11 protein-coding genes are annotated in these 12807 nt (G+C 41.3%); 2 read left to right on the top strand and 9 right to left on the bottom strand.

The genetic code is table 11. The features are described from left to right. Positions 1-4: 4 nt before the first annotated feature. The 6 genes from cheB to QOL74_RS05640 all read right to left on the bottom strand — a co-directional run bounded on the left by cheB (position 5) and on the right by QOL74_RS05640 (position 7061). Positions 5-1120 (bottom strand): chemotaxis-specific protein-glutamate methyltransferase CheB, encoded by a 1116-nt coding sequence (gene cheB / locus QOL74_RS05665; RefSeq protein ID WP_283408473.1) that lies wholly within the window; start codon positions 1118-1120, stop codon positions 5-7. Positions 1121-1145: 25 nt separating this feature from the next. After that, positions 1146-1601 carry a chemotaxis protein CheW gene (locus QOL74_RS05660; protein WP_283408472.1) on the bottom strand — a complete coding sequence of 152 codons (456 nt, stop codon included), beginning with the start codon at positions 1599-1601 and terminating at the stop codon, positions 1146-1148. Then, the gene (locus QOL74_RS05655) at positions 1598-4627 is read right to left on the bottom strand and encodes a hybrid sensor histidine kinase/response regulator (RefSeq protein ID WP_283408471.1); all 3030 of its coding nucleotides are present in this window, start codon (positions 4625-4627) and stop codon (positions 1598-1600) included. The genes QOL74_RS05660 and QOL74_RS05655 overlap by 4 nt, the downstream gene beginning before the upstream one ends. A gap of 26 nt (positions 4628-4653) precedes the next feature. Further along, on the bottom strand, positions 4654-4956 hold the full coding sequence (locus QOL74_RS05650) for an STAS domain-containing protein (RefSeq protein WP_283408470.1): 303 nt from the start codon (positions 4954-4956) through the stop codon (positions 4654-4656). Between the two features lie 2 nt (positions 4957-4958). Continuing rightward, positions 4959-5363, bottom strand: coding sequence for an ATP-binding protein (locus QOL74_RS05645; protein ID WP_283408469.1), 405 nt, complete (start codon positions 5361-5363; stop codon positions 4959-4961). Between the two features lie 339 nt (positions 5364-5702). Then, positions 5703-7061 carry an MATE family efflux transporter gene (locus tag QOL74_RS05640; RefSeq protein WP_283408468.1) on the bottom strand — a complete coding sequence of 453 codons (1359 nt, stop codon included), beginning with the start codon at positions 7059-7061 and terminating at the stop codon, positions 5703-5705. A gap of 137 nt (positions 7062-7198) precedes the next feature. Here QOL74_RS05640 and pgmB point away from each other — a divergent pair, with 137 nt between their 5' ends. Continuing rightward, positions 7199-7849 carry a beta-phosphoglucomutase gene (gene pgmB / locus QOL74_RS05635; RefSeq protein WP_283408467.1) on the top strand — a complete coding sequence of 217 codons (651 nt, stop codon included), beginning with the start codon at positions 7199-7201 and terminating at the stop codon, positions 7847-7849. A 177-nt stretch (positions 7850-8026) separates the two neighbouring features. On the opposite strand, the gene QOL74_RS05630 is transcribed toward pgmB, so the two are convergent. Then, on the bottom strand, positions 8027-8794 hold the full coding sequence (locus QOL74_RS05630; protein WP_283408466.1) for an IclR family transcriptional regulator: 768 nt from the start codon (positions 8792-8794) through the stop codon (positions 8027-8029). Between the two features lie 198 nt (positions 8795-8992). Further along, complete coding sequence (locus QOL74_RS05625) at positions 8993-10372, bottom strand: tryptophanase (protein WP_283408465.1); 1380 nt, start codon at positions 10370-10372, stop codon at positions 8993-8995. A gap of 362 nt (positions 10373-10734) precedes the next feature. On the opposite strand from QOL74_RS05625, the gene QOL74_RS05620 reads away from it, so the two are divergent. Then, positions 10735-11934: a pyridoxal phosphate-dependent aminotransferase gene (locus QOL74_RS05620; protein WP_283408464.1), complete on the top strand. Its 1200-nt coding sequence runs from the start codon at positions 10735-10737 to the stop codon at positions 11932-11934. An 80-nt stretch (positions 11935-12014) separates the two neighbouring features. On the opposite strand, the gene QOL74_RS05615 is transcribed toward QOL74_RS05620, so the two are convergent. Beyond that, a complete protein-coding gene (locus tag QOL74_RS05615; RefSeq protein WP_283408463.1) occupies positions 12015-12788 on the bottom strand; it encodes a CheR family methyltransferase in 774 nt (257 codons plus the stop codon). Positions 12789-12807 lie beyond the last annotated feature (19 nt).

Below are 12807 nucleotides of genomic sequence, written 5' to 3'. Positions count from 1 at the left end.
TGCTTCACCTCCTGCGCGATCCAAATGCTGCGATTCGTTCTGCGATCTGATCTATGGGTAAGCTTTCATCAGAAAAGCCTGCTTCTTCAACACTTCGGGGCATTCCGTAGACCACACATGTCTCTTCATTCTGAGTAATGCAATAAACTTCGCAGCTTTCTTGCATCCGAGCAATGCCAGCAGTGCCATCACTGCCCATCCCAGTAAGTATGATTACCAGAACCCGCTGTCCTTGACAGGATTCTGCAATAGAGTTGAATAGCACGTCTGCAGCCGGTTTAACACCATTGACATAGGCAGTGTCCAAGAGTTGTACTTTTCTTTTCCCCCCTGACTGCACAACACTCATATGAAGTCCCCCTGCAGCAATGATCGCACTGGAAGCATTCATTTCCATTTCATTTTCAGCTTCCATCACTTCGAGGTGTGTCTTGTGATTGAGAGTCTGAGCCAAAACCCGTGTGAAGTGTTTCGGCATATGTTGCACAATCAACAACGGAATATTAAATTCATGAGGTATACTGGACAACAGCCTTTCCAACGCGACAGGTCCGCCTGTGGAAGAAGCAATTAACACCATATCTGCTTGACTCCAACTTCTCTTTTGATTGTTGGTTGGTTGTTGTATTGCTAATTGACGGGGCACCTTACGCGGTTCTGACAATCGAGTTGCATTCAAATGACTTTCCCCATCAGTAGTTCGCCGGCTCATTTGTCTAATTTGAATTTGTGCAAAGAGAATTTTAAGCATGCGAGTAATGGAAGCAATATTATGGTTTGCATCACCCCCAGTTGGCTTGAGAATAAATTCCAATGCACCCAGTTCCAGTGCTTTCATGGTGTTTTTGACACTTTCACTACCGTCGCTGCTGATCATAATCACATCAATATGTGGATAATCCATTTTAATTTTCTTCAAGGTTTCAAGACCATCCATTTCCGGCATAAAGACATCCAGCAACACCACATCAAAGGGGCGTTGTTTCAGCCAGTCAAGGGCAATAGCACCATTTGGTGCTGTTTTGGAAACCTCGCACAATCCAGTATCCTCCACGGCCTGAGAAAGAATTTTTCGGTAGATGATGGTATCATCCACCACTAGTGCTTTCAGTTTTGCCACAAGTATCACCTATCTTCAAATAATATTATCTGTCAAAGACCCTCTCTGCATCCAATATCAACAACAGTTTTTCATGCAGCTTAACCACTTCGCTGATATATTCGCTGCGTATTTCTTCAACGTTGGCGGGTGTTTTTTCACACCAGTCATGTTGAATGTCTAAAACATCGCCTGACTCATCAATCAAAAAACCTACTTGATTTGACCCATTTCCCTGTGCTTTAAGAATGATACAGGCCATATTTCTTGACGAAGGTTTTTCCGTTTTGCTCAATTCATGCTTCACAGATGAAATTCCAAGAATTTGGCTCAGATCAAATAATGACACCACTTGTCCACGAAGGTTCATTAAACCCACAATTGTCGGGTCTGAGTCAGGCACGTGGCTATATTCCACGCGTCGGCTGATTTCTTTTACTAAGCTAATATCAAGTCCGAACATTTTATGATTTAGGTAAAAGGACAGCACTTTTCCGTTCATACCGCTTTCCCCCTTAGATGTAATGCTTTTTTAAGGGTTTCAAGAATGGTCACTTTATCAAGCTTGAACTCATAGAAATCAAAACCCGCCTCAAAACCAGCCTGACGATCCAAAGCACCAGTCATCGAAGTGAGCGCCACCATGGGTAATGCAGCCAAATCAGGATCTTTACGTATTTCTCTGGCCAATTCCAACCCATCCATCACAGGCATTTGGATGTCACTCAACACCAAATCCACCGCCTTTTCTTTTAAAAGCTCGAGTGCAGTTTTTCCATTTTCAACTGCATAGACCTGATAGCCTGCCCATTCCAGATAATTTTTTGTCATGCGGGAAAAAAAGGGCGTATCTTCTGCTAAAAGAATGACCGCGCCTTCGGCTGAATTTTTCAATGATTTATTCTCATATTCATCTGGCGAAACCATTTCAAAAATTTCGTAAATGTTCACCAGCAGTACAATTTTATCATTTAAAATAGTTGATCCGATAATTCCTTTACCTTTGATATCTTCCTGATTTAATTTGATGCTGGTCATCATGGTATCGTGAATTTTTTCAATAATGAGACCGATGGGATTGGCAACAAGTTTGGGAATTATAACATATAGCTTTTCTGGATTATTTTGTTTGCTGGTAACCGGCAAGTATTGCTCTGGACGAATCACACGCAAGGCTTCGCCTCGGTGCTTGATGTATTCTTTGTCGCCAATAATCTCAATTTGTGAGGGTAGAATTTCTTCCACTCTTGAAACCAACGAGAGGTCGATAGCAAAAGTCTCTTCACCTGAACATTTGAACATCAACAGGTTTTGTGCTTCTCGCAGCTCTTCTGTCTGCTCTTGTTGTTCAAGCTGTGTTGTTTCAATTTGGTCTTCTGTAAAACGAAGGCTTGCTTTGGTGACAATTCCCTCAGGATCAAGTATCATGGCTGTTTTTCCATCTCCCATGATCGTCACACCTGAGTATCCTTGGCAGTTCTTAAAATATTTCGGCAGAGGCTTCACCAATATCTCCTCTTCGTCAAAAATACGGTCAACAATTAAACCAAATCTTTTTGAGCCTGCTTTCAGCACTAAAACACGGGTAATATCGGCAGCTGTTCCCTCCGAATCTGTTTGCCTTTGATCCAGCCCCAACACTTCTCCCAAGTGAACTATCGGCAACAGCTTTCCTCTAAGCCGCAGTACTTGTGCGCGATGCACAAGCTCAATTTTTTTACTCTCATCACCAGCTTTGATACGTACCATTTCCTGTAAGTTTACCTGCGGTAATGCAAACTTATAGTTGTTAACTTCTACAATTAGGGAAGGAATAATGGCCAGTGTTAGGGGTAAAATCATTCGAAAAGTTGTTCCTTCGCCAAGCTTTGTTTGAATTTCGACGGTGCCTCCCAGTTTTTCAATATTGGTTTTCACCACATCCATTCCAACACCGCGGCCGGAAACATCTGTAATTTTCTCAGCAGTTGAAAAACCTGGCTTCATAAGAATCTGTAGCACTTCCTGCTCACCCATATGTTTCAATTCTGATTCCGAAACCAGCCCTTTTTCCAATCCTTTCTTTCGAATACGGTCAGCATCGATTCCCGCTCCATCATCCACAATATCAATGTGAACATATCCGCTTTCGTGATAAGCTTTCAGCAAAACAGTTCCTTTTGTCGGCTTGCCTGCTTTTTTGCGTTCGGCAGGCATTTCAAGTCCATGATCTGCAGCATTTCGTATCAAATGGGTTAATGGGTCGCTGAGAGATTCTATGATTGATTTATCCAGCTCAACATGTGATCCCTCAATAATCAAATCAACTTCTTTGCCTAGTTTTTTGGACAAATCCCGAATAACTCTTGGCATTTTATTAAACACATTGCCCACAGGCTGCATGCGTGTTTGCATGATTTTTTCCTGCAACTCTGTTGTCACACGATCAATGTTTTGAAGAATGGAATCCAAACCATTGATTTGTTTTCGATGCTGATCAATATTGCGCAACAGTTGATTTCTGCCCAGCACCATTTCACTTGCCAGATTGAGAAGGTCATTCAAAAGAGATACATGCACACGAACACTGTCTTCTGCCGTTGAACCGCTTTCTTTTCTCCCTACAACTGACAATCCGTCTGCTACAACGGATATGGTTTCTGTACCGTTTTGACTCTGAGTCTCTTTGTTTTCATTTTCATTGAATATGATTTCCGGTGTTTGGTTCTCGGTTAGCTTTGACAGTTTGGCCTTTTTAATGCTTGCTTCATTCGAAAGATTTAGCGTTGATAAGTCTGTTTCAGTATCAAGCTCTTCGATACTCTCATCCTGAATATCCAGCGCAATGGGTAACAAGTTTTTTTCCAATACTGTAGTGAAAACAAATGCAAATACGACGTCCGCTTCCATAACTGAGTCAAGTCCGTCAATGTCGCTGATATCAATAAAAGAATCAACAATCTCTCCCACTGATTGTATCTTTTTAAAAAATTTAATTGGACTGATCTCACTTCCCAAATCTCGATTCATTGCAATGGTGACTTTATAAAGATGGTGCCCATGCTGACGTGCTTTTTTGATTTGATTTTCCTGATGCTGATCTATTTCCATTATTTTGTGATTGGTCTCAGCACTGGATAATATCAATTTTTTAGCCGTCTCAGGAGCAGTTTCCTGATTTAACAAATCGGTGAATATGGCCACATAGTTTGTCACGTCCACATCATTGCTATCTGTCACATTGTCTACCATTGTTTTCAATTGGTCATTTCCACGCAACAGGTGATCTATCATGACTGAATCAGGGGCTATTTTCTGGTTGCGAATTTCCCCCAACAGATTTTCCATGACATGTGCCAGCTCAACAATTTTTTCTAATCCAAAAAAACCAGCAGTTCCTTTAATGCTGTGAATTGACCTGAATATTGTATTTATATTTTCCGAGTCGCCACAGCCCTCTTCCATACTTAGCAGCCCTGCTTCAATCATATCAAGATGGCTTTTTGCCTCTTCAACAAATTCATTGATGAATTCTTCATTTTGAATCATCAGATCACCCCAGCTTCGTTGATTTTCTACTGAATATCAAAAATATTATCCAACCGAATAATACTGAATAGATCTTTAATTTCTTCTCTCGCGCCACTTACCAAAAACTTCTTGTTCGCTGCATCGATGGATCGATACATACCAATAATCAGGGTGATTCCTGTGGAATCAATGTATTCAACACCAGTGAGATCTGCCACCACACGTTCGCATCCAGGTTCCATTTCCAGAATCGCTTTGACTTCCCGAGTCAGATCGGGTACCAATGCTGCAGTAAGATTACTGTCAAATGAAATGGTTAACGTTTCTTTCTTTATCATATTTTTCATCTCTACACCCTCCAATTATAAATTGCTTTAACTTGGTTTCCCTTAATATCCAGGGTTAATCCTAATTGTTGAATCATCCAAAGACCTCGACTTCGTTGCTGATTTGCTCCATTAGTTTCTGGTGCTGCGGTCATATTTGAAGAAAAGCCCGCACCTTCATCTCTGACACAGATTTCCACTATTTGTTTGCCGTAGCAAATGCTGCAAATCACTTTCTTATTCCTGTCGAAAGCATTGCCATGTTCAACTGCATTATTCAGCAGTTCTCGCAACACAAAATTAATGTGAAAGTTCACCTTGGGGTTCATCTTGGATCCGTAATATAATTGCAATCGATTCGTCAATATCACCGCGCACCGATCAGCTTCACGAAAATCGGAGAAAAAAGTTACTTGGTACTGTTCCATTCAATCACCATTTTCAATGGGTTTTTCAAACATGGAATATCATTCATTTCAAAAAGTGGTCGCTTTTAACTTCAAAAATGACGCAAATGTCATCAACTATACAAGCACCAAAAACATTCATTAAAATCCCGGGCCCCAAATAACAGGGCTCGGATAAGGGTATCACCATTTGTCGTTGTAAGAACCAAGCCTGGAAGAAATGATTCCATATATATATATTTAGGATGTTCCCTTCAAAGTGAGTTGACAAATGATGATATTCATCCTATTCAAGGTCTATTGACCTATCTGACTCCTTGGGTATTATTACCCAGCAAAGCTAATTTATAACCGTGGATACTACACTTTAATTGTTTTCCAATGCCCTTTGCGGTAACGACGAGTCATAAGCAAAGCTTCAACAACATATTGTGTGACAGAAATTATCCAGACAACAGTTAACGGTAGCTGAAAGACGAACACTGCCAAATAAATAAGAGGAAGTCGTATGCATAGATTTGTGACGAGCGATATACGAAAGGGGCCCTGGGTGTCGCCAGCTCCTTTTAAAGCGCCTGAAATTACCATGGCAATTGCTATTGGAATCTGTTCAAATGCACCAATTCGAATACTTCTACCCGCCAATTCAACCGCGTCAGTACTCGTGCTTAGAAGTCCCATGATCCGATGAGGCATGAAAAAAAACAAGACACCCACCGACCCCATAAGTATCACAGCAAACAAAACGCAACGTCGCACACTTTCATCTGCAGCTTTCAATTTACCCGCTCCTAAACGCTGTCCCATCAACGTTGCAGCAGCAACTGCAAATCCGTATCCTGGCATAAATGAAACTGATTCACCCGCGACCGCTAGAGAATGTGCTGCGTAAGACACAGTGCCTAATTGTGCGATCCAAAAAGAGGAGACTAATCGGCTTCCTTCGTTCATTGTCACTTCAAGACCAGCAGGTATGCTAAGTTTTACCAGATTTTTAACACTTGTTGACTCAAAAAAGAACAATTTTCGAAACGAAAGCCTGATGGTTCCACTGCCACGAAACAAATAGTAAAACGTTACACAGGCTCCTAAAATTTGTGCAGTTCCAGTTGCTATCGCAGCTCCTCTTGATCCCATGGCAGGGAATCCGAGTTTACCAAAAATCAACACATAATCCGCAACGATATTGAAAACATTGGCTACCACTGCTGAAAGCAGCGGTATAAAAGTGTTTCCACTACCTCTTATGATGGCATTTCCCACCATTTGAGGAATTAAGAAATATGCACCGATATAAACGATCCGCATATACTCAGACCCTTTATCAATCACAAGCGGGTCGTCCACCAGCTTTTCAAAAATAGGCTGAGCCATCAGCATGCCCACAGTTGCAATCACCAGACCCAGAATAATACTTAATCCCATGGCTTGGGAAGCGGTATGTGTTGCTTTTTCGCTATTATCGGCACCAATGGCACGTGCTACCATAGCTGTTGCACCTGTACCCAGGGCACCGAAAATAGCTGCAATTGTGAACATCATATGTGCTCCCAGATTGACAGCTGCAATGTCTGCGGGCGTTAATCGGCCCACCATAGCAGTATCAGCCGTCCACACCAGTGTGTGCATCAGCATTTCCAAAATTGCAGGCCCGGCCAATACCATGATTTGTTGATTTAATGAGGCAGTTGGGTCGTTGAGAGATGATTGATATGTCACAAGAAGTGCCTCCAATATGTTTTGATAAGATTATGTATCGATTCGTCAGCAAAGCGACACTCGCTTTGCAACCATATGCTATAATTGAGTATACCACAGCCATGATCAATTATCAGCTTACCAGGAGGTGCCTGTCAATGAAGACTGCCTTTATTTTTGATCTCGACGGTGTGATTGTTGATACCGCAAAATATCATTATCTAGCTTGGCAGCGTTTAGCTGCTGAAATGGGATTTTCATTTGACGAAACTGACAATGAACGCTTGAAAGGCGTTGGCCGCATGCAGGCGTTGGATATTCTTCTTGAAATCGGAGGCTTATCGTTTACCGAAAATCATCGCATTCAATTGGCACAGCAAAAAAACACATGGTATGTCGAATATTTGGAAACACTCAATCAGGATGCCGTACTTCCAGGAGCTGTCGATTTTTTGAAAAAAAGTCGGCAGCTTGGCTTAAAAACAGCCCTGGGCTCAGCAAGTCAGAACGCATCGTTGATTTTGAAAAAACTCGATCTATTACCATATTTTGATGCTATAGTGGATGGAAATATTACAACACGTGCAAAGCCCGATCCGGAAGTGTTTGTGTTGGGAGCAAAAGCACTTAGTGAACCACCCTCCAATTGTGTGGTTTTTGAAGATGCCCAGGCTGGTATTGATGCTGCTTTGAATGCGGGCATGACCGCAGTAGGTGTTGGCTTTCCTGACCACTTAAAAGGTGCCGCCCTCGTAGTTCCTTCACTGCAGGTATTAACCCCTCAATCACTTATACTTCAATTGCTCTAAGCATAGTTATAATAGCTATTGTAAACATGTCAGTCAAGTTAATTACCTGTATGCAACAAAGACCGCGAAAGATGAACAACATCCTTTCGCGGTCCTTTTTTGATCGATCCACTCTACAACCGGACCCATAAAAAATGATTTTAATGCATGCTGATGCAAGCATAAAACAACGGCAGATCAAAATTTAAACTTCGAGGATATTTTTCCAGCAGTTTTGATGACTTGAGATATAACCGCTTCCTTGTCTGTGATCCGAAAGGTGGGCATCGACACACTAACTGCCGCGATACAATTACCAAGTTGATCAAAAATGGGAGCTCCTATGCAAGTCAGACCCACTTCCACTTCTTCATGATCAGTTGCAAAACCTTGATATCGAATTATTTCCACCATTTTTTCAATCGTCTTTTTTTCGATAATGGTATTTGGTGTATAGGATTTTAATAACTCATTAGATTTCATCAAATGATCATAACAACCATTACTATTGTAAGCCAACAAACATTTTCCCACGGATGTGGCATGCAACTGTCGTTTATCACCAACATGGGGAACAGCTGAAAATTGCCGCTCGGCATCTGCTTTTAGAACTGTCACCGCATTCAAACCCAGCGCTATGGAAACGTTCACACTTTCATTAAGGTTTTGTGCTAACTCTCTAATGGATGCAAGTGCAAGTTTTTCCAACATATTAACTATTTCTGTTTTGCTGCCAATAAGATAAGGCTTGATTGTCAGGTAATACATCTTCGATTGAATATCCCTATGAATGTATCCAGCTTCTTCCAGCGTCAAGAGTAAACGATGCGTGGTGCTTGTGGGATAATTAAGTTCTTTGCTAATATCTGTCATATTCCATCCAGGTGCAATAGCAAATAGATCCAACATTTGCAATGCTTTTAAAACAGATTGAATGCTGCCAGTACTCATATGATCATCTCTCATATCACACTCTCTTTATTTAAATGTACAAATGATATCGGCAGGCAAGGATGGATGACGCAATGCCAGGTCAACAGATACGCGCCAATACATCATGAATCTTGAATGTTTCAACCTTGCAAAACTTGTCAACAGACAGGCCGCATCAACAGGAATGCAGACAAATCAGTTGATAATATATTATGTCATTTTTGAAATACTTCAATCAAGCGGCTTAAGTTTTGCAGTAAAGTGTCGCAATATGGCGGGCTCCCAGATAATTTTGTATCCCTTGAGTTGATCAGCACGCTCTCGAATCGATTTCAACGCTTCAACGATCACATCCAGATGCGACTGAGTGTAAACACGGCGGGGCACTGCCAATCGGGTAAACTCAAATTCTGATTCAATTTGTTCCCCACTGTCTGGGTGATTTCCCATCATATAGGAACCGATGTCACAAGATCGAATCCCTGCTTCAATATATAGTTCAAGTGCTAATGTTTGTGCAGGAAATTGGTGATATGGAATGTGGGGAAGCATTTTTTTAGCATCAATAAACAGCGCGTGCCCACCGACTGGAGATTGGAAAGCAATACCGGCATCATGTAGTTTTCCTGCCAAATACTCCATCTGCCCAATTCGGTATTGCAGGTAATCAAAATCTGTTCCCTCCTGTAATCCAATGGCCATCGCTTCAATATCGCGGCCAGCCAAACCACCATAAGAAATAAATCCTTCCAGTGGTATCGTTCTGGCTTTTATTGTTTCAAATAATGCTTCATTATCTTTAACGCCAATCAATCCGCCCATGTTGATGATAGCATCCTTTTTGGCGCTCATAGTAAAGAAATCCGCATAGCTGAACATTTCACGGGCAATATCCTTGATAGATTTATCTTCATAACCCGCTTCTCTTTTTTTAATAAAATACGCATTTTCTGCATAACGAGCAGCATCAATGCATACAGGAATATCGAATGATTTGGCAATTTCGCTGGTTTCTCGAATATTGGCCATTGAAACAGGTTGTCCACCTGCACTGTTATTTGTCACAGTGATAATGATCATGCCAATTTTTTCAGGCCCATACTCTTCTATCAGATTGATCATACGCTTCGTATCCATATTCCCTTTGAAGGGATGGTAGCTCACAGTATCCAGCGCTTCACGTATCACGCAATCCACGGCCCGTGCTCCGGCTAGCTCCACATGTGCTCGTGTGGTATCGAAGTGCATATTGGAAATGGCCACCTTGCCTTCTTCCAGGAAAATCGGCATCACTACCTTTTCAGCAGCCCTGCCTTGATGTACCGGTTGAAAAAAAGCATAGTCGAAAATGTCTTTTGCCGATTCCATTAAATGACGAAAACTGCGAGACCCGGAATAAGATTCGTCACCTACCATCATTCCTGACCACTGTTTGTCACTCATGGCCCCAGTACCACTGTCAGTAAGAAGGTCGATGTAAACATCGTCAGAATTAAGACCAAAAACGTTGTAATGCGCTTCCTCGATCTTTCTGACGCGTTCTTCCCGGGTAAGTATTTTGATTGGTTCAACCATTTTAATTTTAAATGGTTCAGCGTAATAATTTGTCATTTTTCATCCTCCTGAATAAGTTGAATTTCGTCTGGCAACATTTAAAACCAATCATTTTTCCGCATTGTGGGAACGATTCCCATAATGCGGAAAAAACAATGCCCAAATACTTCTAGTTTATTTCATTTTATATGAAAGATATCATTTTTGCAATAACATTCAACACTTATCATGATAAAGAAGTTTCTTCTTTCTGTATCATGTGAAATTGGTTGGAGACATATTGTCTACATGATGTCAAATCCCAAAGATAACTGAATAGATGCAAGTTTTAAAAAATAATACGGAGGCCCACACCCTTCAGAGGATGTGTTATAATCAGGGTGATCAATTGAATTATTTAAATGACAGGAGGTAATCAGATGGAGTTTTCCAAAAGAATTACCGGGATGCAGGAATCACCCATTCGCAAACTGGTGCCTTATGCACAACAAGCAAAAGCGAAGGGTAAGAAAGTGTTTCATTTGAACATTGGTCAACCTGATATCGAAACACCTGCCAGTTTCATGGATACCATTAAACAGTTTGATGAAAAGGTATTGGCTTACACCCTGTCCCAGGGAATTCCTGAACTGATAAAGGCCATCATTGACTACTATAAAAAAAATGACATTTATTTTGAAGATGATGAGGTTTTAATCACCAACGGCGGTTCCGAAGCAATTATGTTTGCCATTATCGCTGTTGCTGATGCTGGAGATGAAATTCTTATTCCTGAACCTTTCTACACCAACTATAATGGATTCAGTGCTGCGGTCAGCGTCAGCGTATCACCCATTACATGTCAAGCAGAAACAGGTTTTCACCTGCCCTCCAAGCAGGCAATTGAAGAAGTGATTAATCCCAAAACAAAAGCGATCCTGCTTTCAAATCCCGGAAATCCCACCGGAGTTGTTTACACCAGGGATGAAATTCACATGCTTGCAGAATTAGCTGCAGAGTATGGTCTTTATATCATTGCAGATGAAGTTTATCGTGAGTTCGTATATGATGGGTTGGCTTATACAAGCTTTGGACACATAAAAAGTATTCAGGATCGGGTAATCATTGTAGACAGTATTTCAAAGCGCTACAGTGCCTGCGGTGCCAGAATCGGAAGCTTGGCATCCAAAAACAAAGAATTAATAAAACAGATTTTAAAACTTTGTCAGGGGCGATTATGCGTTCCCACACTGGAGCAGATAGGGGCTGTCAAGCTGTATCAAACACCTGACTCTTATCTAACTGATATTAACCATGAGTATCAAAAACGCCGCGATTCAGTATTTAAATCTCTGAATCAAATTCACGGTGTGTTTTGCAAGAAACCTGCTGGTGCTTTCTATGTAGTTGCTAAACTGCCTGTAGATGATGCGGAAAAATTTGTCATTTGGATGCTCAATGATTTTGATGACCAAGGTGCAACTGTTATGCTGGCCCCCGCAGAAGGCTTTTATGCAACACCTGGCCTGGGAAGAGACGAAGCACGCATTGCCTATATTCTAAAGGAAAATGATTTGGAAAAGGCGATGGATATTTTGCAAAAGGCATTGAAAGCTTACCCCGGCAATACCCTTGCATAGAGAATAATATTATAAAAAGCCTGTGTCCTCTCCACACTGAGGACGCAGGCTTTTTCATTTAAAGCTAACCTTTGATACTACTAATCACTGCGTTGATAAAAAAAAGTTTTTAAGGGTGTCAGGTGATACCGGTTTGGTAAAATGATCTGCTCGGTACTTCCAACAAAAAGAACCGCCTTAGGCTTTAATGCATCATGAAATTTATGATACATGATACTTTTGGTTTCTTCTGTAAAGTAGATCATCACATTGCGGCAAATGATCAAATCACACTTCGAAGGATATGCATCCTCTAACAAATTGTGTTTTTTGAAATTGACCTGACGTTTTACAGTGTCTTTAATCCGGTATGCATCCCCATTTTTGTCGAAGAACTGCTGAACATCTGCAGGGTCCAGATTTTTGACGGCTTTGCTATTATAGATCCCGTTATTAGCTTTTTCAAGCGCCCCTGCATCAATATCTGTTGCCAGAATATCAATTTCAGTCAAGGGCATAAAACGGGACATTAACATGACCAGCGTATAGGGCTCCTCGCCGGTAGAGCAGGCAGCGCTCCAGATTTTTAACTTTCTGGTGCTTTTCATAAGTGACGGGATAACTTCTTTCTCCAAAACATCCCACTGTTGTGGATTCCTACGAAACTCTGACACGTTGATAGTCAAATAATTGATAAATTCTTCCATCAATCGTTTATCATTCTGCAACGCTTTAAGATAAGCATCGTAAGAGTTCAGCCGGTTTCTGGAAATCAAAGATTCAATCCGTCGCTTCATCTGCCGTTCCTTATAGCTGGACAAGTCAATACCAGTCAAGCGATATACCTGTTCTTTAAACTGTTCATAACCTTCCATTGCGGTGCTCCTTTAACTG

This window comes from Anoxynatronum buryatiense (genome assembly GCF_900182905.1).
GTDB classification, from domain to species: Bacteria; Bacillota; Clostridia; order Peptostreptococcales; family Tindalliaceae; genus Anoxynatronum; species Anoxynatronum buryatiense.
This window is presented reverse-complemented; position numbering and strand designations above follow the sequence as displayed.